Here is a 24,228-nt window from a genome sequence, read left to right as displayed (position 1 = left end):
GACGAACGGCGCGGGGCATCGCAGCTTCTGAGACGTGGCGCGGCGAAGGTGGCTTCAACGCCCTTGAAGCCGCTACCGGAGCCCGCCATGACCGCCGCCGACCACCACGCCGATACCGTCCGCGCCGAACTGGACACCGTGCTGCGCTACGCGGTGGCGATCGGCACCTTGCTGGTGCTGATGCTGCCGGCCGCGCGCGGCCATCACGGCACATTGGGCTGGCTGCCGCTGTGGCTGGTGGCCATGCCCGCGGTGGCCTGGTGGGCCCTGCACCGCTTCGCCCTGCCGCTGCGCGCCCGCCGCGCCGCCGATCCGGTCGCCGCCGGCCTGCGCCGCCGCCGTCGCGGCGCGGTCCAGGCCCGCCGCCGAGCGCGCGGCCCGGCCGGCGTGCGCGCCTGGCCGCGGGCGGCCTGAACCGGCCGTCCCAGCCCCGGCCGCCGGCGCCCGACCGGGGCGCCCGGCCGCGGCGGCCCCTGTTTCCTCCTCCTCGCTCCTCCTATCGGTCTCTCGTTCGAGCCCTTGCGGCCCGCTCCGGCGGGCCGTTTTTTTGCCCCCGATCCGGCCCCGGCGCGATGCCGGTCGCGGCCCGGCAACGCGCCAGACTGGGCAAGTCCCTACGTGACCTTGGGCAGGGCAGGGGCCCTGGGAGGCTGTGCTAGCGTGGCGGCCTTCCTTTGTCCGGAGCCGTCATGTCCACGATGTCGCAGACCTGCCAGTCGTTGTTGTTCGCAGCGGGTCTCGCCGCCGCGACGGCCGCCGGCGCCGCCCCCGCCAAGGAGTCCGCCGTGACCAGCCCCGCCGCCGATCCCCATGCCTGGCTCGAAGACGTCGACGGCCAGCGCTCGCTCGACTGGGTCCGCGCCCGCAACGCCAAGACCGAGGGCGAGCTGGGCGCGAGCCCGCAGTTCAAGCAGCTCGAAGGGCAGATCCGCGCGATCCTCGACTCCGACGCCAAGATCCCCGGCGTACAGAAGATCGGCGAGCACTACTACAACTTCTGGAAGGACGCCCAGCACCAGCGCGGCCTGTGGCGCCGCACCACCCTGGCCGAGTACCGCAAGGACAAGCCGCAGTGGGAGACGGTGATCGACCTGGACGCGCTCAACCGCGAAGAGGGCGAGCAGTGGGTCTGGCACGGCGCCGAATGCCTGCGCCCGGACTACCGCCGCTGCCTGATCGCGCTGTCGCGCGGCGGCTCCGACGCCGACGTCACCCGCGAGTTCGACCTGGTCGACAAGGCCTGGGTCAAGGACGGCTTCTATCGCCCCGAGGCCAAGGGCAGCCTGAACTGGATCGACCGCGACCACGTCTACGTCGCCACCGACTTCGGCCCCGGCTCGATGACCACCTCGGGCTACGCGCGCACGGTCAAGCTGTGGAAGCGCGGCACGCCGATGGCCTCGGCCGCGCCGGTGTACGAAGGCCGCGACAGCGACATGATGATCGGCGCCTACCACGACCACACGCCGGGCTTCGAGCGCGACTTCGTCCAGCGCACCCTGGCGTTCTACAACGACGAGCTGTACCTGCGCGGCGCCGACGGCAAGCTGAGCAAGATCGACCTGCCCAATTCGGCCAACAAGTACGTGCACCGCGAGTGGCTGATCGCCGAGCTGCGCGATCCCTACGAGGCCGGCGGCAAGCGCTACAAGGCCGGCAGCCTGATCGCCGCGCGCTTCGACGACTTCCAGGCCGGCAAGCGCGAGTTCGTCAGCCTGTTCGAGCCGACCGACGCCACCTCGCTGACCGGCGCGACCTGGACCCGCAACCACCTGGTGCTCAACGTCCTCGACGACGTCAAGTACAAGCTCAGCGTGCTGACCCCGGGCGCGGGCGAATGGAAGCGCAGCGAGTTCGTCGGCGCGCCGGCGTTCGGCACGATCATGGTCGGCGCGGTCGACGACGACGAAAGCGATGCGGTCTGGCTCAGCGCCAGCGACTACCTGACCCCGAGCACCCTGGCCCTGGCCGAGTACGGCAAGCCGCCGGAAACGCTCAAGACCATGCCGACCTTCTTCGACGCGTCCAGGAACGTGATCGAGCAGCACTTCGCCAAGAGCGAGGACGGCACCCGGGTGCCGTACTTCCTGGTCCGGCCGAAGAACCTGGCCTACGACGGCAAGGCGCCGACCATCCTGTACGGCTACGGCGGCTTCGAGATCTCGCTGACCCCGAACTACTCCGGCAGCATCGGCAAGGGCTGGCTGGAGAAGGGCGGCGTGTACGTCGTCGCCAACATCCGCGGCGGCGGCGAGTACGGCCCGCGCTGGCACCAGGCCGCGCTCAAGGCCAACCGGCACAAGGCCTACGAGGACTTCGCCGCGGTCGGCCGCGACCTGATCGCGCGCAAGATCACCAGCACCCCGCACCTGGGCGTGCAGGGCGGCAGCAACGGCGGCCTGCTCACCGGCAACATGCTGACCCAGTACCCGGACCTGTTCGGCGCGGTGGTGATCCAGGTGCCGCTGCTGGACATGAAGCGCTACAGCCACCTGCTGGCCGGCGCCTCGTGGATGGCCGAGTACGGTGATCCGGACAGCGCCGACTGGTCGTTCATCCAGACCTTCTCGCCCTACCACCTGTTCGACGCCAAGCGCAGCTACCCGCCGGTGCTGTTCACCACCTCGACCAAGGACGACCGCGTGCATCCGGGCCATGCCCGCAAGATGGCGGCGAAGATGCTCGAGGCCGGCAAGAACGTGCGCTACTACGAGAACATCGAAGGCGGCCACGGCGGCGCGGCCAACAACGCCCAGGCCGCGCACATGAACGCGCTGGCCTACACCTTCCTGTGGGAACAGCTGTCGCAGAAGTGACCGCAGTCGCCGCCGCGGCGCGCGCCGCGGCGGCGCGGCGACCCCCGCCATTGCGTCTCCCGCGTCCGGACCCCATATGAAACCGATCCTGTTCACGCTTGCGGCCACGTTCCTGATGACCACGACCCTTTCCGCCACCGCCACCGCCGCCGGTCTGCCGGCCCCGCCCGACGCGGCCAAGAAGCCGTACACGGTCAAGGCGCCGCACGGCGCCCAACGCGGCGACGAGTACTACTGGCTGCGCGACGACAAGCGCAAGAACCCGGAGATGCTGGCGTATCTCAATGCCGAGAACGCCTACGTCGACGCCTTCATGCAACCGCTCAAGCCGGTCGAGGACGCGCTGTACGGCGAGATCGTCGGCCGGATCAAGCAGGACGACAGCTCGGTGCCGTACCGCGAGCGCGGTTACTGGTACTACAGCCGCTTCGAGACCGGCCAGGACTACCCGATCCACGCCCGCCGCAAGGGCAGCATGGAAGGCGCCGAGGAGATCCTGCTCGACGTCAACGTCATGGCCAAGGACAAGGGCTATTTCAGCGTCGGCGACTATGCGGTGACCCAGGACAACGCGATCCTGGCCTGGGCCGACGACGCGGTCGGCCGCCGCCAATACACGGTGCGCTTCAAGAACCTCGCCACCGGCGAGGCCTACGCCGACGTCATCGAAGGCGTGTCGCCGAACCTGGTCTGGGCCGACGACAACAAGACCCTGTTCTACGTCGAGAACGACCCGGAAACCCTGCTCACGGTGCGGGTCAAGAAGCACGTGCTCGGCACCCCGGCGTCCAGCGACGTGGTGGTCTACGAGGAGAAGGACGACAGCTTCTACATGGGCATCGACCGCACCCGCGACGACGCCTACATCTGCATCAGCGTGCACAGCACGGTGTCCAGCGAGTTCCGCTGCGCGCCGGCGGTCGACCCGAAGGAGTTCTTCGTCCTGGCCCCGCGCGAGCGCGACGTCGAGTACGACGCCGACCATCTGGCCGGGCGCTGGGTGATCCGCACCAACGCGCCGGGCGCCGACGGCAAGCCGGCGCCGAACTTCAAGCTGGTGACCGCCGCCGACGGCGCGCGTTCGCGCAAGGACTGGCAGGACTGGGTCGCCCACCGCGACGACGTGTTCGTCGAGGGCTTCGAGCTGTTCGACGGCTTCACCGCGATCGCCGAGCGCTCCAACGCGCTCGAGCGCCTGCGCCTGCTCGGCGCCGACGGCAAGGAAGAGTTCGTCAAGGCCGACGAGCCGGCGTTCTCGATGGGCCTGTCGACCAACTCCGAGCACGACACCGAGTGGTTGCGCTACACCTACACCTCGATGACCACGCCGGCGACCACCTACGAGCTCAACACCCGCACCGGCGAGCGCAAGCTGCTCAAGCGCCAGCCGGTGATCGGCTACGACCCCGAGCAGTACGTCACCGAGCGCTTCTGGGCGACCGCGCGCGACGGGGTCAAGATCCCGGTGTCGCTGGTGTACAAGAAGGGCTTCGAGAAGAACGGCAAGGCGGCGATGCTGCAGTACGCCTACGGCAGCTACGGCTCCTCGTCCGACCCGGGCTTCAACAACACCGTGGTCAGCCTGCTCGACCGCGGCATGGTCTACGCCATCGCCCACATCCGCGGCGGCCAGGAACTGGGCCGCAAGTGGTACGACGACGGCAAGCTGTTCCACAAGAAGAACACCTTCACCGACTTCATCGACGTCACCGAGCAACTGGTCAAGGCCGGCTACGCCGCGCCGAACCGGGTCGCGGCCTACGGCGGCAGCGCCGGCGGCCTGCTGATGGGCGCGATCGCCAACATGGCGCCGGACCGCTACCGCGCGATCCTGTCGCAGGTGCCGTTCGTCGACGTGGTCACCACCATGCTCGACCCGAGCATTCCGCTGACCACCAACGAATACGACGAGTGGGGCAACCCGGAAAAGAAGGACTACTACGACTACATGCTGTCGTACTCGCCCTACGACAACCTGAAGGCGCAGGACTACCCGGCGATGTTCGTCGGTACCGGCCTGTGGGACTCGCAGGTGCAGTACTGGGAACCGGCCAAGTACGTGGCGCGCCTGCGCGACCTGGACACCGGCAAGCAGCCGGTGCTGTTCCGCACCAACATGGAAGCCGGCCACGGCGGCAAGTCGGGCCGGTTCCGCCGCTACCGCGAACAGGCCGAGATGTACGCCTTCATGCTCGACCAGCTCGGGGTCAACGCGCCGACGGCGCGCTGAACCGCGCCGGCGCCCTGCGCGCGCCTCGACGCCCGGCCCCGTGGCCGGGCGTCGGCGTTTGCGGGGCCGGGACGGTGCGTGCGGATCGCGCGGCCGCTGCCGCCGCCCGCCGCAGCGCTTGAAACCGCGCCGCGCCCGCGCCATCTGAACCACTCCCGCCGCCGTCGCCGACCGCATACTGTCCGCATGCCCCTGCCGCCGCCTCCCGTCGAGCCCGAATCCGCGGCCGGCCCCGCCCGCGAGGCGCCCGGCGCGCCGGCGCCGCGGCGTTGGCGCTGGGCCTGGTGGCTATTGGCCTATCTGAGCCTGGGCCTGGGCATCGTCGGCATCGTCCTGCCCGGGCTGCCGACCGTGCCCTTCGTGCTGCTGTCGGCGTTCGCCGCCGCGCGCGGCTCGCAGCGGCTGCATGCGCGGCTGCTCGCCGACCCGCGCTTCGGGCCGATGATCCGCGACTGGGAGGCGTACCGCGCGGTCGGCCGCCGGGCCAAGCGGCTGGCGACGACGATGATGGCGGTGTGTGCGGTCGTCATGTTCCTGACCGCGCCGAAGTGGTGGATGGCCGCCACCGGCACGGCAATCATGACCGTCGTCGCGATCTGGCTGTGGCGGCGGCCGGAGCCGCCGCCGCGTTGAGCCGTCGCGCAACGCCGGCAGCGACCCGGGTCACAGTGCGCCGCGGCCGCAGCTGAACCTGCCCAGCCGGCTCGCCGCGCGGCGGACCGGACGGGTTCGTTTCCGTCGTTTCTGCGGGCTACACTTCGGCTCATGAATGCACGCCTCGTTACGCCGCTCCTCCTGTCCGCGCTGACCCTGTCCCTGGCCGCCTGCGGCAACAAGGGCCCGCTGGTCCTGCCGACCCAGCCCGCGCCGCAGGAAGCGCCGCCGACCAAGCCCGGCGAAGTGCCGGTGACCATTTCCAACGTCAACGACCCGCCGGTCGCGTCCGATCCCAAGGCGCGCGGTTCGGTGCCGTCGCTGCCGCCGATCGACCAGGCCTTGCCGCCGCCCAAGAGTGACGCCGACAAGACCGAGGCCGAAAAGACCGAGGCCGACCAGGCCCAGGACCAAGCCAAGCCGGCCGAGCCGGTGCCCAGCGACGGACAAGGCGATGGCTAAGCCGACCGCGAGCGGGCCGTTGCGCTTCAGCAAGATGCACGGCGCCGGCAACGATTTCGTCGTGCTCGACCTGCGCGGCGGCGAGCCCGCTCCGGACCCGAGCCTGTGCCGCGCCCTGGCCGACCGACACTTCGGCATCGGCTGCGATCAGATCCTGACCATCGAGGCGCCGCTCAGCGAAGGCGCGGCGGCGTCCTACCGGATCTGGAACGCCGACGGCTCCGGCTCGCAGCAATGCGGCAACGGCGCGCGCTGCATCGCCGCCTGGCTGGTGCGCGACGGCGCCGCCGGCGACGGCGCGTTCGCGGTCGACAGCCCGGCCGGCCGCCACGCCGTGGTGCCGCTCGGCGAAGGCCGCTTCCGCATCGACATGGGCCGCCCGGACTTCGAGCCGTCGCGGATCCCCTTGCGCGGCTACGACGCGCCGCTGGACCAGTACGTGGTCGACATCCACGACACCGTGATCGGCTTCGGCGCGGTATCGATGGGCAATCCGCATGCGGTGATCGAGGTCGACGACGTCGACGCGGCGCCGGTGGAAAGCATCGGCCCGCTGCTGCAGTCCAGCTCGGCCCTGCCGGAGTCGGCCAACGTCGGCTTCGCCCAGGTGGTCGCGCGCGACCGCATCCGCCTGCGCGTGTACGAGCGCGGCGTCGGCGAAACCCTGGCCTGCGGCAGCGGCGCCTGCGCCGCGGCCGCGGTGCTGATGCGGCGCGGCCGCATCGACCGCGAAGTCGCGGTGGAACTGCCCGGCGGCGAACTGCGCATCGACTGGAGCGGCGAAGATGCGCCGCTGTCGATGGCGGGTCCCGCCGCATTCGTGTTCGAAGGAGAGTGGAATCGATGAGCGATAGGTTCGCCGACAAGCCCGCCGACGCGCTCGGCGCGCATGAAGTGGCCAACTGGCTGCGCCGGCACCCGCGTTTCCTCCAGCAGTTTCCCGATCTGGCGATGAGCCTGGTGGTGCCGCGCGAAGAGGGTTCGGCCTCGTCGCTGGCCAGCTATCAGCTGGAAGTGCTGCGCGACAAGAACCGCGAACTGTCGCGGCGCCTGCAGGAATTGTTCGGCAACGCCCAGGAGAACGAACGCCTGGCGGTGCGTACCCACCAACTGACCCTGGCCCTGCTGCGCCAGGACAGCGCCGCCGACACCCTGCGCGCGATGGCCGCGAGCCTGGCCGAGGACTTCAACGGCGACCTGGTGCGGCTGGTGATCTTCAAGCCGGTCCCGGGCTTGAACGACAGCGACTGGCTGCAACTGGTCGACGAGACCGATCCGCGCCTGCAATCGTTCCGCGACGCCCTGGCCAGCGGCGAACCGCTGTGCGGCCGGCTGCAGCCGGAAAAGCACGCCTTGCTGTACGGCGAGCGCGCCGACGACGTGCAATCCACCGCTTTGCTGCCGCTGCCCGGCACCGGCCTGATCGCGGTCGGCAGCCGCGATGCCAACCGCTTCTTCCCCGGCATGGGCACGCTGTTCCTGCGCATGATGGGCGAGTCGCTGGCGGTGGCGCTGAAGCGGTTCGACTGAACGTCGAAGCGGCCGACATGGCTTCGGATCATTCGCCCGAGGCGAAGGCGTGGTGGGACGCCTACCAGCGCCAGGTGCGGGCGTTCTGGCAAGAGAACCCGATCCCACCGTCGCGACGCAGCGATCATCTGATCGCCGAGTTCCAGCGCGCAGCGGCCGCGGGCGACTCCGACCGGATCGATTTGCTGGTCGACGTGGCGCTGTGGCCCGAGGTATCGCCGGGATTGGATGCGTTGCATCGCCTGCTGGCGTTGCCCGGGCATCGGCGGCACCAGCAGATCGTGCGCAGCCTGCAATTGGCGGCCGACCCGGACAGCCTGCCGTTCTTGCGCCGCGCCTTCGATGAAGACCTGCAGGTCATGCAGGACGGCAGTTGCTCCAGTTTCGGCGCGATCGCCAAGTGGTTCAGCCATGCCTTCGCCGATATCGGCACGCCCGACGCGATCGCGGCATTGCGGCATTACGCGCTTTCGCATCCGGAGCCGGAAGTACGCGAGGAGATGCGTTACCGGCTCGACCGGCTGAGCCTGCAGCCCGGTAACTGACCTCGCTTCGGCCGTCACGCTCGACATCTACAGCAGGCGGTCGCAAGATGCGGTCGACGACGGCGTTCGCCGTCGTGGAGCGCCCGTAACGTGTCCGTCGCCGCCGTCGAAGCTTTCCTCGCCCATCTGCAGGTCGAGAAGCGCATGTCCGCGCATACCCTGGACGCTTACCGGCGCGATCTGGACGCACTGAGCCAGTGGAGCGAGCGCCAGCGCGGCGACGAGGACGTGCTGACGCTGCAGGCCGAGGACCTGCGCGGCTTCATCGCCGCCGAACATCGGCGCGGGCTGACCCCGAAGAGCCTGCAACGGCGCCTGTCGGCCTGCCGCAGCTTCTACGGCTGGCAGGTCAAGCAGGGCGCGCTGGCGGCCAGCCCGGCGGCGGCGATCCGCGCGCCCAAGGCGCCGCGCAAGCTGCCGCAGGTGCTGGACCCGGACGAGGCCAAGGCCCTGGTCGAGGTGCCGACCGACGCGCCGCTGGGCCTGCGCGACCGCGCCCTGCTGGAGCTGTTCTATTCCTCGGGCATCCGCCTCAGCGAGCTGTGCGCCTTGCGTTGGCGCGACCTCGACCTCGGCGAAGGCCTGGTCACCGTGCTCGGCAAGGGCAACAAGCAGCGCAGCGTGCCGCTGGGCTCGTACGCGTCGGCGGCGTTGCGCGAATGGCGCGCCTCCAACGGCGCCGGCAACGACGCGCCGGTGTTCCCCGGCCGCGGCGGCGGTCCGATCACGCCGCGCGCGATCCAACTGCGCATCCGCCAACTGGCGCAGCGCCAGGGCCTGTTCAAACGCGTGCACCCGCACTTGCTGCGGCATTCCTTCGCCAGCCACATCCTCGAATCCTCCGGCGACCTGCGCGGCGTGCAGGAGCTGCTCGGCCACGCCGACATCGCCACCACCCAGATCTACACCCATCTGGATTACCAGCATCTGGCCAAGGTCTACGACGCGGCGCATCCGCGGGCCAAGCGCAAGCGCGAGGAGTAAGCGGGCAGCAGCGAGGGCCGGGCTTTCGCCCGCTGGGCATGCCCGCGCGCCGTTTTCTCGCTGCAACTGTGCAAGCGTGACCGCATCGGCACTATCGGCAAGCGGGATGCGGGCGGCCGGAACTAAGATTCCGCACTTCTCAGCAAACCAAGGAATGGTGCGATGCAAACGTTATTGGCGGTGGTGTTGGCGATGGGCGCGGCGACGAATGCGCCGGCGGCGAAGCAAGCGCCCGCTCGCGAGAGTTACGGCCTGGCCGGCGGCCAGGACCGGGTCGGCTGCGTCATGACCCATCGCAAGATCGTCCGGTTTCCGCTGGCGGTGAGCATTCTCAGCCCGGGGCCGGCGTTCGACGGGTCGCCGCCGCTGCGTGGGCAGGTGGTGTCGGCCTTGTCCAAACCGTGCGAATCGCTGGAGAACGCCAGCGTGGAGCCCGACGAACCGGCGGCGAAAGCCTATGCCGTGCGCCTGGACAAGACGCCGGACGAGGAGAACAGCTACTGGACCGGCATGATCGCGTTCGACGGTGCGGCGCCTGCGTCCCTGCGCACTTGCGGCAGCCGCGAAGGCATTCATTTCACCGCTTGGAAGGGCAAGCCGCTGCGCAGCGCGCGCCTGTGGCACGCCTATTACTACCTCGATTACGAAGCCGAGCCCGACGCCGAAACCGAGTGCCGGGAGCGCGACTACGCCGAGTGAACGCGGCCCGGGAGCGGCGTCGCCGCTCCCGGCTCGGGGCTTGAACCGGCCGGGGCCAGCCCCACTTCGGGAGAGTTACCCCGGAGCCCGCCATGGACCCCAGCCAGAATCCCAACGTTTTCCACGCCACCACCATCGTCTCGGTCCGCCGCGACGGCCGCGTCGCCGTCGCCGGCGACGGCCAGGTCACGCTCGGCCACACGGTGATGAAGGGCAACGCCCGCAAGGTGCGCCGGCTCGGCCGCGAAGGCCAGGTGCTCGCCGGTTTCGCCGGCGCCGCCGCCGATGCCTTCACCCTGTTCGAACTGTTCGAGGCCAAACTCGAGAAGCACGGCCAGTTGACCCGCGCCGCCGTGGAGCTGGCCAAGGATTGGCGCACCGAGCGTCGCCTGGGCAAGCTCGAAGCGCTGCTCGCGGTCGCCGACAAGGAAACCTCGCTGATCATCAGCGGCACCGGCGATGTGATCGAGCCCGAAGACGGCATCATCGCGATCGGCTCCGGCGGCATGTACGCCCTGTCCGCCGCGCGCGCGCTGATCGCCCACACCCAGCTCGATGCCCGCACCATCGCCACCGAAGCCATCGGCATCGCCGGCGACGTGTGCATCTATACGAATCGCAACGTGGTGGTCGAGGAGCTGTAAGCCGGGAATCGGGAATAGGGAATAGGGAATCGCAAGAGCGATTCGTCCCGTTCCGCCCCGCCCGTCCGCTTAGCTCCAACGATTCCCGATTCTCCATTCCCCATTCCCGCCCCCCATCATGAAACCCGACAACTCACACGCCACCATGACCCCGCGCGAGATCGTGCAGGAGCTGGACCGTCACATCGTCGGCCAGCATTCGGCCAAGCGCGCGGTCGCGATCGCGCTGCGCAACCGTTGGCGCCGGATGCAGCTCGCCGACGATCTGCGCAACGAGGTCATGCCCAAGAACATCCTCATGATCGGTCCGACCGGCGTCGGCAAGACCGAGATCGCGCGGCGCCTGGCGACGCTGGCCAACGCGCCCTTCGTCAAGGTCGAGGCGACCCGCTTCACCGAGGTCGGCTACGTCGGCAAGGACGTCGAGCAGATCGTGCGCGACCTGGCCGACACCGCGGTCAAGCTGTATCGCGAGCAGGCCAAGGCGCGTCTGCGCACCCAGGCCGAAGACCGCGCCGAGGACCGCATCCTCGACGCGCTGCTGCCCAAGCGGGTGCCGGGCGGCTTCGGCTTCGGTTCGGAGACCCCGGCCCAGGACACCAGCGCGCCCGACAGCGACACCCGCGCCAAGCTGCGCAAGCAACTGCGCGCCGGCGAACTGGACCAGCGCGAGATCGAGATCGAAACCGCGGTCAACCTCGGCGTCGACATCATGGCGCCGCCGGGCATGGAGGAGATGGGCCAGCAGTTGCGGCAGATGTTCTCCCAGGTCGCCGGCGGCAAGACCCACAAGAAGCATCTGACGATCAAGGCCGCGCGCCCGCAGCTGATCGAGGAAGAGGCGGCCAAGCTGGTCAACGAGGACGAGATCCGCCAGTCGGCGATCGAGGCCTGCGAACAGCACGGCATCGTCTTCATCGACGAGATCGACAAGGTCGCCAAGCGCAGCGAGGCCGGCGCGGTCGGCGGCGACGTCAGCCGCGAGGGCGTGCAGCGCGACCTGCTGCCGCTGGTCGAAGGCTCGACCGTCAGCACCAAGTACGGCCCGGTCAAGACCGACCACATCCTGTTCATCGCCTCCGGCGCGTTCCATCTGGCCAAGCCCAGCGACCTGATCCCGGAACTGCAGGGCCGCTTCCCGATCCGGGTCGAGCTCGGCGCGTTGAGCAAGGACGATTTCGTCCGCATCCTGACCGAGCCCAAGGCCGCGTTGACCACCCAGTACGTGGAGCTGCTCAAGACCGAAGGCGTCGAGCTGAAGTTCAGCGCCGACGCCGTCGATCGCCTCGCCGAGATCGCCGCGCAGGTCAACGAGCGTCAGGAAAACATCGGCGCGCGCCGCCTGCACACGGTGCTGGAGCGCCTGCTCGATACGCTGAGCTATGAAGCGCCGGACCGCGACGGCCAGGCGGTGACGATCGATCGCGCCTACGTCGATCAGCACCTGGGCGAGCTGGTGCAGGATCCGGATTTGAGCCGCTACATCCTCTGAGGCCGGCCGCAGCCCTCACCCCAACCCCTCTCCCGCAAGCGGGAGAGGGGCTTTGCATACGAGGGTTTCCGTAACGGCGTAATCGCTCCCTTTTCGCGCATAACAGAGGGGCTTTGCCGCAAGGCTTCCGTAGCGACGCAACCGCTCCTGCCCCGTGTGCGGAGGGGCTGTTATGAGGCATCCCGTTGCGACGCAACCGCTCCCTCTCCCGCTTGCGGGAGAGGGTTGGGGTGAGGGCAACGCAGGGCCGCGATAGCCCGCGCCGCAAGCCGCTGGTTCTGACAGTCCCCGCCGTCGACGCGCTCTGCTACCGTGTCGCCCCATGGACGACCCTGCTTGCGCAAGCGCGCCACGGACCGACGCCGCTCCGACCAAGACCGCACTCGTCGTCGGCGCCAACGGCTTTCTCGCCGGTTACCTGATCGCCGCCCTGCGCCGCCACGGCTGGCGCGTGCTGCGCGGCATCCGCGATACCCACCGCCCGCTGCGCGCGGACGAACGCCGCGCCGATCTGGCGCGGATGACCTCGCCGCAGGACTGGCGCGACACCCTGCGCGGGGTCGATGCGGTGATCAACGCCGCCGGCATCCTGCGCGAGACCGGCGCGCAAACCTTCCAGGCCATCCACGTCGACGGCCCGCTGGCGCTGGCACGGGCCTGCGTCGACGGCGGGGTGCCGCGCTTCGTCCAGTTGTCCGCGCTCGGCGAGCCGGCCGACGGCGAGTTCATCGCCTCCAAGCACCGCTTCGACGAGGCCCTGCTGCAACTGCCGCTGAGCGCGGTGGCGCTGCGCCCGTCGGTGGTCTACGCGGCGTCCGGGTCTTATGGCGGCACCTCGCTGCTGCGCGCGCTGGCCGCGTTCCCGGGACGCCATCTGCTGCCCGGCGACGGGCGCTGGCCGCTGCAGCCGGTCGCAGCCGAAGACCTGGGCGAGATCGCCGCGCGCGCCGCCGGCGGAGCCCAGCGCGGCGTGTACGAGATCGGCGCGCCGCAGCCCCTGAGCCTGCGCGAGTATCAGGCGACCTGGCGGCGCTGGCTGCGCATCGACGGCGACGCTACGGTCGCGTTTCCCGAGTCGCTGGTGAGCCTGCAGGTGGCGATCGGCGAGCGGCTCGGCCGCGGGCCGGTCGGCGAGACCATGTGGCGCATGCTCCGCCGCGGCAACGTCACCCGGCCCGGTGCGCATGCGCGGGTGCGGGCCGATTTCGATCATGCGCCGGTCGCCCTGGACGAGGCGCTGGCGGCGACGCCGAGCCAGGTCCAGGACCGCTGGCAGGCGCAGCTGTATTTTCTGGCGCCGAGCTTGCCCGTCGCGATCGTCGCGCTGTGGCTGATCTCGGCCGCGGCCGGCTGGCTGACCCCGGCGGCGACGATCGAGGCGATGGTCGCCGGTTCGCCGCTGGCGCATTGGCAGCCGGTGGCGCTGGCGCGCGTCACCGCCGGCCTGGACGCCGCGCTGGCGCTGGGCCTGCTGTTCGGCTGGCGGCCGCGGCTGATGTTGGGATTGATGGGGTTCAGCGTGCTCGCCTACACCCTGGCGTTCGGCGCGCTGTTGCCGGGGCAGTGGCTGGACCCGCTCGGCGGGCTGGCCAAGAACCTGGTCCTGCTGCCGGCGCTGGCGGTGGCCTGGGTGCTGGCGGAGCGGAGATAAGCCGATGATCTATCTGTGGGTGAAGTGGATCCACATCCTGTCCTCGACCCTGCTGTTCGGCACCGGCCTGGGCATCGCCTTCTTCTTCTGGATCGCGCACCGCCGCGGCGATCCCAAGGTCATCGCCGAAACCGCGCGCACCGTGGTCATCGCCGACGCCTGCTTCACCGCGCCGGCGGTGGTGGTGCAGTTCGGCACCGGGTTGTGGCTGATGCACCTGCTGGGCATGCCGCCGACGGTGTTCTGGCTCAAGACCGCGCTGATCCTGTTCTTCGTGGTCGGCGCCTGCTGGTTGCCGGTGCTGTGGCTGCAGGCGCGCGCGCGGCGGCTGGCGGCGCAGGCCGCGGCCGAGCAAGCGCCGTTGCCGGCGAGCTACCGCCGCACGATGTTGTGGTGGTTCTGGCTGGGGTGGCCGGCGTTCCTGAGCGTGATCGCGATTTTCTGGCTGATGGTGGTCAAGCCAACCGCAGCGGTGTAGCCCTGCCGATCCTGCCGAAGTCAGGAACCTCGAGCGCTAAAGCGCAGAACACCGCACTCGCCGCGCCATTGGTCGTACTCGCGCAGCCCTCCCGCATCTGAGTCGGCGCCAAACGCCTCAGCCGGTACCACTCACCCCCGAACCCGCCGCTCCAAGATCACCCCCACCGCCGGAAACTCGTCGCTGCCCGCCAACCGCCCCGGCCGCCGTTCGAGTTCGACGAAGCCTTCCGAGCGGTATAACGCGATCGCCGGTTCGTTGCCTTCCAGCGCCTGGGTCGAGATCACCGGGCCGGAGCAGGCGATGGCGTGGCGCAGCAGCGCGCGGCCGACGCCCTGGCGGTAGCTGTCGGGGTCCACGTACAGCCAGTTGAGCGACTTGGGCTGGAAGGCGACGAAGCCGCGCACCACGCCGTCGACCTCGGCCACGTCGAGGCGGCCGTCGAACAGGCCCTCGCTGTGCGCGGTGCGCGCCAGGCTGCGGAACGCGGCGACGCCGGCGCTGCGCTGCAGTTCGTCCAGGCGCGCGCGGTCGTGGATCTGGCACAGGCGCGGCCAGTCGCTGAGCTGGTAGGCGCGGATCGACAGCGGAACGGGGGCGGCGGGCATGTGCGGGCGATTCTGCGCCGGTACCCGGTGCTTGCCCAGTGACGAAGGTAAGCGCGCGGACCGGTCATCCACGGCCAGGGCCCGCGCGCGGCGCCTCACAGGTTGGCCGGCACGCGCCGGATCAGGCACATCGCTTCGCGCCCGCCGCCGGGCCGCGGGCGATAGATGCCGACGTAATCGCGCGACGGCGTGCCTGCGCTCGCCAGCGCGACATAGGTCGCATCGCCGAACCGGAACGGCAGCGCGGTGGTGTAGCGGGTGCGGAAGAATTCGTCGCCGCCGGCGATGCCGGGCAACGGCGCCGGCACCGACTGGGTCGAGGGCCGATGATCGTTCCAGGCCGGGTTGCGCAGATCGTCGCACTGCGACAGCGTCGGCTGCGCGGCATCCCATTGACAGGGCAGGGCGCGGACCGCGTCCGCACCGTCGCGCGCGACGTAGCCGTCGGCGGAGGCGCCGGCCAGCACCAGCAGCGGCGCGTAGTACCAGCCGCCCTGGCCGTCGCTGTCGCCGGAATAGACCCGGTCGATGCGGCCGTCGTTGTCGAAATCGAACTCGTCCACGCGCGCGCCGCCGTAGGCGAATTCGAGCCCGTCGGGCAGGGCCGCGCCGGCCTGCGGGCCGCCGGCGTTGAGCCGCCGGATCGGCCCCGGCACGGTCCGCCGGCCGTAGGCGTCCAACGCCGACCACGAGGCGGCCAACTCGCGTTCGGCTTCGGCGCAGACCGGGCCGCGGTCGAGCAGCCGTTCCAGGCTGCCGGGCGCCGGGCCCGGCGCGTCGGGCGGGTACTCGGCGGTGTCGATCGGCAGCGAGCCAATCTTGTGGTCGGGGCCGGACCAGGCGGTGCAGGCCTCCGGCTTGCTGCAATCGTGGACGAGCTCGCCTTCGAGCCGATAGCTCCACGGCGCCGCTGCGGTTTCGCAGCGTTCGCGCACGCTGTGCCGGCTGATCAGCTTGCGCCCGTCCACCCACAGCGAAAAACGCGTGGCCGCATCGGCATTGCACGCGCCGAGCACGGGTTCGGATTCCTGCTGCAGGCGCACCCGCAGGGTGCGTCCGTTGGCGAAGCGGCATTCGCCGGTCTGGCCGGCGGCCAGGGCCAGGCTGCGCGGGCGGTCGAGATCGCCGGCGGGAAAACTCTCCACCTGCGGCTGGGCGCAACCGCCGCGCGCCGGCAATTCGGTGCGGACCAGGGTGGCCTTGGCGCCGGCGTCGGACTGCTGGCAGATCAGCGCGAGTTCGGCGGTGGCGCCGCAGGCCGGAGGCTGCACCGCCGCCGCAGGCGCGGCGACGAGCAACAGCAGGGGCCAGGAAGCGGTGGGGTGCATGGAAACTCCTTTTCCGTTGCGGGCGGGGAACTCAGTCCTCGCCGATGTCCTCGTTCCAGACGTCCGGATTGGCAGCGATGTAGCCGCCGAGCAGGTCGATGCATTCCTGGTCGGCCAGGTCGATCACCTTGACCCCGGACTCGCGCAGCCAGTCGATGCCGCCCTGGAAGTTGACCGATTCGCCGACCACCACCGTGCCGATGTTGAACTGGCGCACCAGGCCGCTGCAGTACCAGCACGGCGCCAGGGTGGTGACCATGATGGTGTCGCGGTAGCGGCGCTGGCGGCCGGCCTTGCGGAACGCGTCGGTCTCGCCGTGCACCGAAGGGTCGCCTTCCTGGATGCGGCGGTTGTGGCCGCAGCCGAGCAGGCGGCCGTCGTCGTGGTACAGCGCCGCGCCGATCGGGATGCCGCCTTCGGCCAGGCCCTGGCGGGCTTCGGCGACGGCGGTCTTGAGCAGGGCGCGATAGTCGGGGGTGGCGATCATGAGGGACTCCGTGTCGATGGCGGCCAGTTTGGGCTGCCGGAGCGACGCGGTCGAGTACGCCGCCTGTGCGGCGCGGCTCAGTGTGCCTGCGCGCGGCCCGGACGCAGCAGGTCGACGTGGGGAATACCGTCCTCGTCGTAGACCTCCGACGCCGGCGCGAAGCCGTAGCGGCCGTAATAGCCCTGCAGATGGGCCTGGGCGCCGATCCGGATGTCGGCGCCCGGCCAGCGGCGCTCGATCTCGATCAGCGCCGCTTCCAGCATCGGCCCGCCCAGGCCCTGGCCGCGGTGGCTGGCCGCGGTCAGCACCCGGCCGAAGCTGACTTCGGGATAGCTGAGCCCGGCCGGCAGGATCCGCAAATACGCCGCCAGGCGGCCGTCTTCGGCGCGGCCGAGCAGGTGCACCGCCTCGGGATGGCGGTCCTTGTCGTCGGGATCGAGGTAGACGCAGTTCTGCTCGATCACGAACACCTGCGAACGCAGGCGCAGCAGCTCGTACAGCTCGTCCAGGCTGAGGTCGGCATAGCGCTTGGCTTGCCAGGTCACGGAGGCGGTCATGACCGCATCATGCCAAAGCCGCCGCTGGCCGGAGCGGGGCGGGGCTAGTGCTTTCGGGGTAGAGCGGCGATCGGCAGCATGAGCTGCGCCCGGCGCCGGCCCGCGACGCTGTGTCCCGGGCGGCGGGCCCGAACCGTCGCCGCGCCGCGAAGCCCGGGCCCGGCCAGCGTGCGATAATCGCGCCCATGAACGAATCCAAGCCCCAGCCCGAGACCACCCATTTCGGCTTCCGCGACGTGCCGCGCGAGCAGAAGCGCAAGCTGGTCGGCGAAGTGTTCTCCTCGGTCGCCGGCAGCTACGACCTGATGAACGACCTGATGAGCCTCGGCATCCATCGGGTCTGGAAGCGCTATTTCACCGCCACCGCGCAGGTCCGCCGCGGCGATCGCGTGCTCGATCTGGCCGGCGGCACCGGCGACATCGCCGCGCTGCTGCGCGACCGGGTCGGCGAGCGCGGCATGATCGTGCTCGGCGACATCAACCACGACATGCTGCGGGTCGGCCGCGACCGCATGACCGACCGCGGCCGGGTGTCCGGCTTCGAGTACGTGCAGTGCAACGCCGAGTCGCTGCCGTTTCCCGACGCCAGCTTCGACCTGGTCACCATCGCCTTCGGCCTGCGCAACGTCACCGACAAGGACGCGGCGCTGCGCGAGATGCTGCGCGTGCTCAAGGTCGGCGGCCAGGCGCGGGTGCTGGAGTTCTCGGAAGTGACGGCGCAGTGGTTCAAGCCGATCTACGACTTCCATTCGTTCAACGTGCTGCCGCGCCTGGGCCAGCTGTTCGCCAACGACAGCGAGAGCTACCGCTATCTGGCCGAGAGCATCCGCAAGCATCCGCCGCAGAACGAGCTCAAGCAGATGATGGCCGACGCCGGTTTCGCCCGGGTCGACTACAAGAACCTGTCGGGCGGGATCTGCGCGATCCATACCGGCTACAAGGCCTGAGTTCGGTGCACGGCCAGTGCAGCCAGTGCGGACGCGAGCCGGCGCAGGCCGATGCGGTGAGCTGGTCGCTGTTGGCGCCTTGGTGCTTGTTGCTGCCGATACGGTTCGGGGCAGAGCGCTGCAAGGATTGCGGCGCGGGTCTGACTTTTCTTGCGCTAGTCGGATATGCCGTGCTCGGCGGCGCAGGTTTCGTGCTGGCCGTGGCTTGCTCTTGAAGCGTTGCGGCCGCATCGATTGAATCAGAACATCGGGTAAGACCCAGGAACGGAGGGGTTAAGCGAGCTTAACCCCTCCGTCCCTTGCGCATCCCCAGGCACGACGCTGAAGTCTGTGGATGCCCGCCTGCGCGGGCATGACGGGTTTGGGGATTCGCCAAGCTCTGCCCGCGACGACGACGAACCCTTCATGCCGTCATCCCCGCGAAGGCGGGGATCCAGGGCTTCATCCAGGCATGGCTCTGAAGACACAGGGACGGAGGGGGTTAAGCTCGCTTAACCCCCTCCGTCCCTTGCGCATTCGTCCCTTGCGCATCTCCCGCGACGAATACCCCGGCCTCAGGCCGAGAACCCGCCGTCCACCGACAGTTGGGTGCCGGTGACGAACGCGCCGCCCGGGCCGGCCAGGTAGGCCACCGCGGCGGCGATGTCGTCGGCCTGGCCGTACTCGCCCAGCGGCAAGCCGGCGCGCTGGTGGTCGGCGCCTTCGCCGTCGGCCGGGTTCATGTCGGTATCGATCGGACCCGGCTGCACGGTGTTGACGGTGATGCCGCGCTTGCCCAGGTCCTGCGCCAGGCCCTTGCTCAGGCCGACCACGGCGGCCTTGCTCAGCGAATACAGGGCCATGCCCGGCGCGCCGACGCGCTCGCCCAGGCAGCTGCCGATGGTGATGATGCGGCCGCCGCGCGGCAGGTGCTTGGATGCGGCCTGTGCGGCCACGAACGGCGCGCGCACGTGGATCGCCATGACCCGCTCGTAGTTCTCCAGCGATTCCTCTTCGAACGGCCCGTAGGCGAACACGCCGGCGTTGTTGACCACGATGTCGAGCCGGCCCAGTTCGGCCACGGTGCGCTCGACCGCGGCGCTCACCGCCGCCGCATCGGCGCTGTCGGCGGCGATGACGACCGCGCGCCGGCCGCCGGCGCGGATCTGCTCGGCCAGGTCCTCGGCGCGCTGCGCCGAGCTGACGTAGGTCAGCGCCACGTCGGCGCCGTCGGCGGCCAGGCGGCGCGCGATCGCCGCGCCGATGCCGCGGCTGGCGCCGGTGACCAGGGCTACTTTGCCTGCGAGGGGAAGGCTCATGTCTGAAGTTCCGAATAATGGAAGTAGGACGTCCAGGCTAGCGCCATCGCCGCGGCTTGGGCAGCCGGGATTTTTGGGATGATGCGTACCGCAGAACCGCAAGGCTGTCGGCCGTCGCGTCGTCGCGCCCGGCGCCGCGATCGGACGCCGGCCGATCCGAACCGCCCCGTCCAGGCTGGCCTGCACACGACCGCAGCGAGCGCCCGGGCCCGGGTCGCCCAGGCATCCGATCCTGCGCCGGCGAGGCCCGCGCAACGGCCAACCTGCACAAGCCCCGCCCCGGGGCGAGGCGCTACACTCGGCGCTTCACCCGCAGCCGTGGTCCGTTCATGCGTTCTTCGATCCTCACCGTCTGTCTCGTCGCGGCCCTCAGCGCCGCCGCCGGTTGCTCGCGCGACAGCGCGGCGCCCGCTACCGATCCGTCCCAGAGCGCCGCACCGGAGGCCAAAGTGAGCGACACCGCCGTTGCCGCGGCCGACCGCGACGAGCATTCCTACGCCCAGCCCGACCTGGTCCGGATCGACGACCTCGCCCTGCTGCTGGCGGTGGATTTCGCCGCCAAGACCCTGACCGGCAGCGCCACCTACACCCTCGACTGGACCGATCCGAAGGCCACCCAGCTGGTGCTCGACACCCGCGAGCTGAAGATCGAGAAAGTGGTCGGCGAGCGCGCCGACGGCAAGTGGGCCGATCTGAGCTTCAGCCTCGCCCCGGCCGACAAGACCCTGGGCAGCAAGCTCACCATCGAAGCGCCGGAGCGCAACAAGCGCATCCGGGTCAGCTACGCGACCTCGCCCGGCGCCTCCGGCCTGCAGTGGCTGGAGCCGTCGATGACCGAGGGCAAGAAGACGCCCTTCATGTTCAGCCAGTCGCAGCAGATCCACGCCCGCTCGTGGGTGCCGCTGCAGGACACGCCGAGCGTGCGCTTCACCTACACCGCCCAGGTCACCGCGCCCAAGGACGCGATGGTGCTGATGAGCGCCGACAACGATCCCAAGGCGGCGCGCGACGGCGACTACAGCTTCAAGATGCCGCAGAAGATCCCGTCCTATCTGCTCGCGATCGCGGCCGGCGACCTGGTGTTCCAGCCGATCTCCGCGCGCGCCGGCGTGTGGGCCGAGCCGGCGATGGTCAAGAAGGCCGCGACCGAGTTCGCCGACACCGAAAAGATGATGGAGACCACCGAGAAGCTGTACGGTCCCTATCGCTGGGAGCGTTACGACATCCTGGTCCTGCCGCCCTCGTTCCCGTACGGCGGCATGGAGAACCCGCGCCTGACCTTCGCCACCCCGACCGTGATCGTCGGCGACAAGTCGCTGGTCTCGCTGGTCGCGCACGAGCTGGCGCACAGCTGGTCGGGCAACCTGGTCACCTTCTCCAGCAGCAAGGACGGCTGGCTCAACGAAGGCTTCACCAGCTACGTCGAGAACCGCATCGTCGAGGCGCTGTACGGCAAGGAGCGTTCCGACATGGAGAACGTGATCGGCCGCAACGAGCTGGCCGCCGAGTTCAAGACTATCGATCCCAAGCTGCAGGCGCTGGCGCTCAAGCCCGGCACCCTGAAGGATCCGGACGAGGCCAGCAGCGCCACCGTCTACACCAAGGGCGCCTGGTTCCTGCAGTTCCTCGAACAGCGCTACGGCCGCGAAGTGTTCGACCCGTTCCTGCGCGGCTACTTCGACCACTTCGCCTTCCAGAGCATCCCGACCACCAAGTTCGTCGAGTACGCCAAGGCCAACCTGCTGGCCAAGCATCCGGGCAAGGTCAGCGAGGCCGAGTTGGAAGAGTGGATCTACGGCCCGGGCATCCCGAAGTCGGCGCCGGCTACGGTGTCGCCGCGTTTCGATGCGGTCGACGCCGCGCGCAAGGCCTGGGTCGAGGGCGGCACGCTGCCCGACGCGGCGCTGACCGCGAAGTGGAGCACCCAGGAATGGGTGCACTTCATCGAGGGCATGCCGGAAAAGCTCAGCGTCGATCAGCTCAAGGCGCTGGATGCGGCCTACAAGTTCACCGGCACGCCGAACGGCGAAATCGCCCAGCGCTGGTATCCGCTGACGGTGCGCAGCGGCTATCGCGAGGCGGACCAGGCGATCGCGGCGTTCCTGCAGAAGATCGGCCGGCGCAAGCTGATCATGCCGACCTACGAAGAACTGGTGAAAACCCCGCAAGGGCTGAAGCTGGCCGAAGAGATCTTCGCCAAGGCCAAGCCGGGCTATCACCCGATCACCACCGGTTCGGTCGAGGCGACCATCGCCAAGGCCAAGAACCCGGCCGCGGCGCAGTAAGCCGCGCCGCCGCGCACGCCCATGCGCCTGCGTCGCACGCTCAAGACGGCCGCCCTGGTGGCGGCCGTTTTGCTGGGCGCTCTGGCGTTCTGGCTGTGGCGCGATCCCTATCGAGTGGTGCTGGCCGACTACGCGCGCCAGCGCGCCGTCGCCGGCCTGACCCGCAACGCCGCCCAAGTCGGCGACCACCGCTGGGTCTACGCCTATAACGACGAGGCGCCGCCGGGCGCGCCGACCGTGGTCATGGTCCACGGCTTCACCGGCAGCAAGGAAAACTGGTATCCGCTGGCGCAGCGCCTGCGCGGCCGCTACCGGCTGTTCGCGCCGGACCTGCCGGGCTGGGGCGAAAGCGAGCGCCGGGCCGGCGCCGACTACGGCTTCCTGGCCCAGAGCGAACGCGTCGCGCGTTTCATCGAGCAGGTCGCGCGCAAGCCCGGCAGCGAGGTCGTGCTGCTCGGCCATTCGATGGGCGGCGGCATCGTCGCGCTGACCGCGGCGCGGCACCCGCGGGACGTGGCCCGGGTCGGCCTGTTCGACGCCGCCGGCGTGCGCTTCCAGGACAATGCCTTCGGCCTGGCGGTGCTGCGCGGGCGCAATCCGTTCGCGGTCTCCGATGCCGCTTCGCTGCAGCGCTACATCGACATCGTGTTCTACGACGACGCGGCCAAGCCCTTCATTCCCTGGCCGGCCAGCCGGATCTACATCGACCGGCGCAAGCGCGACGCCGCGTTCGAGCAGGCGGTGCTGGACAAGATCGGCCGCAGCGACGAGCGCTTCCTGCCCGGCAACGAGGCCGCGCGCATCCGCCAGCCGGCCTTGCTGCTATGGTGCCGGCAGGACGCGGTGATCGACCCCAGCGCGCTGGAGCTGTACGCGGCGCGGTTGCCGCAGGCGCAGCGGGCGCTGCTGGACGGCTGCGGCCATATGTCGATCGTCGAGCGTCCGGACGCGTCCGCCGACGCCGTCAACCAACTGATAGCCAAGGGCCAAGCACGATGACACTGCGTCACGCCACGCTCCTGCTCGCCGCCGCGATGCTGCTCGCCGCGTGCGAGAAGCCGGACCCGAAGATCGCCGAGGCGGCCAAGGCCGCGCAGCGCGAGCAGGCGGCCGCGACCGAAGCCAAGAACTTCGACACCGCCTACGGCCAGCAGAACTGGGAAATGGCCTCGGCCTACGGTGAGATCGTCACCTCGCGCTACGCCGGCACGCCCACCGCCGACCGCATCGCCGCGCAGTACGAAGAAGCCAGGACCAAGGCCAAGCAAGAGCGCGAACGGCGCCGGGTCGAATCGCTGTGGTCTTACATGAGCACGCCGGTGAAGACCGCCAAGGGCAAGGTCGGCACCCAGCTGTCGGCGTCGATCTACGCCAAGGCGAACGTGGAGACCGACGGCAGCGTGCCGCGGCCGGTGCAGCTGATCTTCCGCGATCATCCCGACTGGGGCCGCAGCGCCTACCTGGTGCTGCAGACCGGCGACTTCAACTGCTACGGCGGCTGCAAGCTCAAGGTCGTCGCCGACGGCAAGCCCAAGACCCTGCCCGGCAGCCGGCCCAAGACCGACGAAGCCATCGCCATGTTCGTCGAAGACGAGCGCGGCCTGTGGCGCATCGCCGGCGGCGCGCAGGAGCTGAGCATCGAGTTCCCGGTCAAGGCCGGCGGCCTGCGCACGGCGACCTTCGAGGTCGGCGGGTTGAAGCCTGAGAAGATGCCTGGTTGGAAATGAGCGCCATTGCCGCGCGTGCGCGGCAGCGGCGCGTCGCCGGCGAGTTTGCCGGTGCCGGATCGCAAGGTGAGGTTCGAATGGATGCGTACCGACGTTTGACCAGCGCTGCTGTAGGGCTGTTGCTGGCCCTGCCGGCGATGGCCACCTCGACGTCGCCGCCTCAGGCGACGTCGGTTACGGTAGAGAAAATCGATTTGAACCGGCCCATCCTGTGGCCACCCGAGCCCGGCAGCAGACGCCAACAGGCGTTGGCGGCGCTCGATGGAGCGACCGGATGGACGCTGTATTCGCTGCAGCCTTGGTTCTACGAACCCTCGGCCGGCGAACCGGGCAGCGAAGTCGAAGCCAGCCGGTCGGTTCGGCATGAAGACGACTTCACGCGCAGCCAGGCGCAATGGTGCCGTGACGAGGCCTGCTTCTACGACACCCGCGTATTGGGGCGGGTCGAACTGGAAGGCCGGGACCGCGCCGAGGCGGAACGCGCCGTACGCGAGACCCTGAAGCTGGTACCGGACTACGCGTCGTCGTGCGCACCCGAGTACCGTCATGCGATCGCCTTCGCCAACGGCGGCAAGCGCTACGAATTGCTGCTGTGCTACCAGTGCGGCCAGTTCCAGTTGATGGTCGACGGCGAGATCCGCGATAGCGGTCAGGCGATTTCGATGGGGGATCTGGGCGCCTTGAAATGCGATCTTCGTTCGTGAAGGCATCGCGCTGGCGCGGCGGTCGTGGTGAACGCGACGGTCTTCGCCGACGCGAGAGCGGTGAACCAGCGATGATCCGAACGAAGGCTCATCGTAGGCGGC

The 24,228-nt window shown here is 69.8% G+C and carries 23 protein-coding genes and 1 pseudogene; 19 read left to right on the top strand and 5 right to left on the bottom strand.

From position 1 onward, the window contains the following. Positions 1-87 precede the first annotated feature (87 nt). The 14 genes and pseudogenes from K4L06_RS03700 to K4L06_RS03635 all read left to right on the top strand — a co-directional run bounded on the left by K4L06_RS03700 (position 88) and on the right by K4L06_RS03635 (position 14,185). Entirely contained in the window at positions 88-414 is a 327-nt protein-coding gene (locus K4L06_RS03700; RefSeq protein ID WP_255594976.1) for a hypothetical protein, read from the top strand. A gap of 284 nt (positions 415-698) precedes the next feature. Further along, positions 699-2,816: a prolyl oligopeptidase family serine peptidase gene (locus K4L06_RS03695; protein WP_221673510.1), complete on the top strand. Its 2,118-nt coding sequence runs from the start codon at positions 699-701 to the stop codon at positions 2,814-2,816. A 76-nt stretch (positions 2,817-2,892) separates the two neighbouring features. Next, the gene (locus tag K4L06_RS03690) at positions 2,893-5,046 is read left to right on the top strand and encodes a S9 family peptidase (protein WP_221670107.1); all 2,154 of its coding nucleotides are present in this window, start codon (positions 2,893-2,895) and stop codon (positions 5,044-5,046) included. Between the two features lie 186 nt (positions 5,047-5,232). Then, positions 5,233-5,679, top strand: coding sequence for a YbaN family protein (locus tag K4L06_RS03685; protein ID WP_221670106.1), 447 nt, complete (start codon positions 5,233-5,235; stop codon positions 5,677-5,679). Positions 5,680-5,811: 132 nt separating this feature from the next. Beyond that, positions 5,812-5,931 (top strand): annotated as a pseudogene (locus K4L06_RS22510) (lipoprotein); the annotation flags it as partial. A gap of 223 nt (positions 5,932-6,154) precedes the next feature. Then, entirely contained in the window at positions 6,155-7,009 is an 855-nt protein-coding gene (gene dapF / locus K4L06_RS03675) for a diaminopimelate epimerase (protein ID WP_255594975.1), read from the top strand. Beyond that, positions 7,006-7,692 carry a DUF484 family protein gene (locus K4L06_RS03670; RefSeq protein ID WP_221670104.1) on the top strand — a complete coding sequence of 229 codons (687 nt, stop codon included), beginning with the start codon at positions 7,006-7,008 and terminating at the stop codon, positions 7,690-7,692. The genes dapF and K4L06_RS03670 overlap by 4 nt, the downstream gene beginning before the upstream one ends. Before the next feature lie 17 nt (positions 7,693-7,709). Continuing rightward, a complete protein-coding gene (locus tag K4L06_RS03665; protein ID WP_221670103.1) occupies positions 7,710-8,237 on the top strand; it encodes a hypothetical protein in 528 nt (175 codons plus the stop codon). Positions 8,238-8,327: 90 nt separating this feature from the next. After that, positions 8,328-9,221, top strand: a complete 894-nt coding sequence (gene xerC / locus K4L06_RS03660) for a tyrosine recombinase XerC (protein ID WP_221670102.1) — start codon at positions 8,328-8,330, stop codon at positions 9,219-9,221. Between the two features lie 162 nt (positions 9,222-9,383). Continuing rightward, on the top strand, positions 9,384-9,920 hold the full coding sequence (locus tag K4L06_RS03655; protein ID WP_221670101.1) for a hypothetical protein: 537 nt from the start codon (positions 9,384-9,386) through the stop codon (positions 9,918-9,920). Positions 9,921-10,012: 92 nt separating this feature from the next. Continuing rightward, a complete protein-coding gene (gene hslV / locus K4L06_RS03650) occupies positions 10,013-10,564 on the top strand; it encodes an ATP-dependent protease subunit HslV (protein ID WP_221670100.1) in 552 nt (183 codons plus the stop codon). A 145-nt stretch (positions 10,565-10,709) separates the two neighbouring features. Further along, a complete protein-coding gene (hslU, locus tag K4L06_RS03645; protein ID WP_221673508.1) occupies positions 10,710-12,056 on the top strand; it encodes an ATP-dependent protease ATPase subunit HslU in 1,347 nt (448 codons plus the stop codon). A gap of 322 nt (positions 12,057-12,378) precedes the next feature. After that, complete coding sequence (locus tag K4L06_RS03640) at positions 12,379-13,707, top strand: NAD-dependent epimerase/dehydratase family protein (RefSeq protein ID WP_221670099.1); 1,329 nt, start codon at positions 12,379-12,381, stop codon at positions 13,705-13,707. A 4-nt stretch (positions 13,708-13,711) separates the two neighbouring features. After that, positions 13,712-14,185 carry a DUF2269 domain-containing protein gene (locus K4L06_RS03635; RefSeq protein ID WP_221670098.1) on the top strand — a complete coding sequence of 158 codons (474 nt, stop codon included), beginning with the start codon at positions 13,712-13,714 and terminating at the stop codon, positions 14,183-14,185. Positions 14,186-14,316: 131 nt separating this feature from the next. Here K4L06_RS03635 and K4L06_RS03630 read toward each other — a convergent pair whose 3' ends face one another. The 4 genes from K4L06_RS03630 to K4L06_RS03615 all read right to left on the bottom strand — a co-directional run bounded on the left by K4L06_RS03630 (position 14,317) and on the right by K4L06_RS03615 (position 17,165). Then, the gene (locus tag K4L06_RS03630) at positions 14,317-14,793 is read right to left on the bottom strand and encodes a GNAT family N-acetyltransferase (RefSeq protein ID WP_255594974.1); all 477 of its coding nucleotides are present in this window, start codon (positions 14,791-14,793) and stop codon (positions 14,317-14,319) included. Between the two features lie 95 nt (positions 14,794-14,888). Next, positions 14,889-16,121: a hypothetical protein gene (locus K4L06_RS03625; protein WP_221670097.1), complete on the bottom strand. Its 1,233-nt coding sequence runs from the start codon at positions 16,119-16,121 to the stop codon at positions 14,889-14,891. Between the two features lie 31 nt (positions 16,122-16,152). Continuing rightward, on the bottom strand, positions 16,153-16,608 hold the full coding sequence (locus K4L06_RS03620) for a nucleoside deaminase (RefSeq protein ID WP_221670096.1): 456 nt from the start codon (positions 16,606-16,608) through the stop codon (positions 16,153-16,155). Positions 16,609-16,685: 77 nt separating this feature from the next. Next, positions 16,686-17,165 carry a GNAT family N-acetyltransferase gene (locus tag K4L06_RS03615; protein ID WP_221670095.1) on the bottom strand — a complete coding sequence of 160 codons (480 nt, stop codon included), beginning with the start codon at positions 17,163-17,165 and terminating at the stop codon, positions 16,686-16,688. A 185-nt stretch (positions 17,166-17,350) separates the two neighbouring features. Here K4L06_RS03615 and ubiE point away from each other — a divergent pair, with 185 nt between their 5' ends. Continuing rightward, positions 17,351-18,112 carry a bifunctional demethylmenaquinone methyltransferase/2-methoxy-6-polyprenyl-1,4-benzoquinol methylase UbiE gene (ubiE, locus tag K4L06_RS03610; protein WP_221670094.1) on the top strand — a complete coding sequence of 254 codons (762 nt, stop codon included), beginning with the start codon at positions 17,351-17,353 and terminating at the stop codon, positions 18,110-18,112. Between the two features lie 554 nt (positions 18,113-18,666). On the opposite strand, the gene K4L06_RS03605 is transcribed toward ubiE, so the two are convergent. Further along, a complete protein-coding gene (locus K4L06_RS03605; protein WP_221670093.1) occupies positions 18,667-19,410 on the bottom strand; it encodes a 3-oxoacyl-ACP reductase family protein in 744 nt (247 codons plus the stop codon). A gap of 329 nt (positions 19,411-19,739) precedes the next feature. Here K4L06_RS03605 and K4L06_RS03600 point away from each other — a divergent pair, with 329 nt between their 5' ends. From K4L06_RS03600 to K4L06_RS03585, 4 genes are read left to right on the top strand one after another with little or no spacing between them, the layout of a single operon-like run. After that, positions 19,740-21,695 (top strand): M1 family metallopeptidase, encoded by a 1,956-nt coding sequence (locus tag K4L06_RS03600; protein ID WP_221670092.1) that lies wholly within the window; start codon positions 19,740-19,742, stop codon positions 21,693-21,695. Positions 21,696-21,716: 21 nt separating this feature from the next. Beyond that, on the top strand, positions 21,717-22,694 hold the full coding sequence (locus K4L06_RS03595) for an alpha/beta hydrolase (RefSeq protein WP_221670091.1): 978 nt from the start codon (positions 21,717-21,719) through the stop codon (positions 22,692-22,694). After that, positions 22,691-23,422 carry a hypothetical protein gene (locus K4L06_RS03590; protein WP_255594973.1) on the top strand — a complete coding sequence of 244 codons (732 nt, stop codon included), beginning with the start codon at positions 22,691-22,693 and terminating at the stop codon, positions 23,420-23,422. Before K4L06_RS03595 ends, K4L06_RS03590 begins: the two co-directional genes overlap by 4 nt. Then, positions 23,419-24,126, top strand: coding sequence for a hypothetical protein (locus tag K4L06_RS03585; RefSeq protein WP_221670090.1), 708 nt, complete (start codon positions 23,419-23,421; stop codon positions 24,124-24,126). The genes K4L06_RS03590 and K4L06_RS03585 overlap by 4 nt, the downstream gene beginning before the upstream one ends. Positions 24,127-24,228: the final 102 nt, after the last annotated feature.

This window comes from Lysobacter sp. BMK333-48F3, from assembly GCF_019733395.1.
GTDB lineage: Bacteria > Pseudomonadota > Gammaproteobacteria > Xanthomonadales > Xanthomonadaceae > Lysobacter.
This window is presented reverse-complemented; position numbering and strand designations above follow the sequence as displayed.

Bases quoted from the DNA above. Each gene is read 5' to 3' on its own strand.
- K4L06_RS03700 (WP_255594976.1), top strand. From the start codon at position 88: ATGACCGCCGCCGACCACCACGCCGATACCGTCCGCGCCGAACTGGAC.
- K4L06_RS03635 (WP_221670098.1), top strand. From the start codon at position 13,712: ATGATCTATCTGTGGGTGAAGTGGATCCACATCCTGTCCTCGACCCTG.
- K4L06_RS03630 (WP_255594974.1), bottom strand. From the start codon at position 14,793: ATGCCCGCCGCCCCCGTTCCGCTGTCGATCCGCGCCTACCAGCTCAGC.
- K4L06_RS03655 (WP_221670101.1), top strand. From the start codon at position 9,384: ATGCAAACGTTATTGGCGGTGGTGTTGGCGATGGGCGCGGCGACGAAT.
- K4L06_RS03615 (WP_221670095.1), bottom strand. From the start codon at position 17,165: ATGACCGCCTCCGTGACCTGGCAAGCCAAGCGCTATGCCGACCTCAGC.
- K4L06_RS03695 (WP_221673510.1), top strand. From the start codon at position 699: ATGTCGCAGACCTGCCAGTCGTTGTTGTTCGCAGCGGGTCTCGCCGCC.
- K4L06_RS03590 (WP_255594973.1), top strand. From the start codon at position 22,691: ATGACACTGCGTCACGCCACGCTCCTGCTCGCCGCCGCGATGCTGCTC.
- ubiE (WP_221670094.1), top strand. From the start codon at position 17,351: ATGAACGAATCCAAGCCCCAGCCCGAGACCACCCATTTCGGCTTCCGC.
- K4L06_RS03585 (WP_221670090.1), top strand. From the start codon at position 23,419: ATGAGCGCCATTGCCGCGCGTGCGCGGCAGCGGCGCGTCGCCGGCGAG.
- K4L06_RS03640 (WP_221670099.1), top strand. From the start codon at position 12,379: ATGGACGACCCTGCTTGCGCAAGCGCGCCACGGACCGACGCCGCTCCG.
- K4L06_RS03685 (WP_221670106.1), top strand. From the start codon at position 5,233: ATGCCCCTGCCGCCGCCTCCCGTCGAGCCCGAATCCGCGGCCGGCCCC.
- K4L06_RS03600 (WP_221670092.1), top strand. From the start codon at position 19,740: ATGCGTTCTTCGATCCTCACCGTCTGTCTCGTCGCGGCCCTCAGCGCC.
- K4L06_RS03625 (WP_221670097.1), bottom strand. From the start codon at position 16,121: ATGCACCCCACCGCTTCCTGGCCCCTGCTGTTGCTCGTCGCCGCGCCT.
- K4L06_RS03670 (WP_221670104.1), top strand. From the start codon at position 7,006: ATGAGCGATAGGTTCGCCGACAAGCCCGCCGACGCGCTCGGCGCGCAT.
- K4L06_RS03595 (WP_221670091.1), top strand. From the start codon at position 21,717: ATGCGCCTGCGTCGCACGCTCAAGACGGCCGCCCTGGTGGCGGCCGTT.
- hslU (WP_221673508.1), top strand. From the start codon at position 10,710: ATGACCCCGCGCGAGATCGTGCAGGAGCTGGACCGTCACATCGTCGGC.
- K4L06_RS03690 (WP_221670107.1), top strand. From the start codon at position 2,893: ATGAAACCGATCCTGTTCACGCTTGCGGCCACGTTCCTGATGACCACG.
- K4L06_RS03620 (WP_221670096.1), bottom strand. From the start codon at position 16,608: ATGATCGCCACCCCCGACTATCGCGCCCTGCTCAAGACCGCCGTCGCC.
- dapF (WP_255594975.1), top strand. From the start codon at position 6,155: ATGGCTAAGCCGACCGCGAGCGGGCCGTTGCGCTTCAGCAAGATGCAC.
- hslV (WP_221670100.1), top strand. From the start codon at position 10,013: ATGGACCCCAGCCAGAATCCCAACGTTTTCCACGCCACCACCATCGTC.
- K4L06_RS03605 (WP_221670093.1), bottom strand. From the start codon at position 19,410: ATGAGCCTTCCCCTCGCAGGCAAAGTAGCCCTGGTCACCGGCGCCAGC.
- K4L06_RS03665 (WP_221670103.1), top strand. From the start codon at position 7,710: ATGGCTTCGGATCATTCGCCCGAGGCGAAGGCGTGGTGGGACGCCTAC.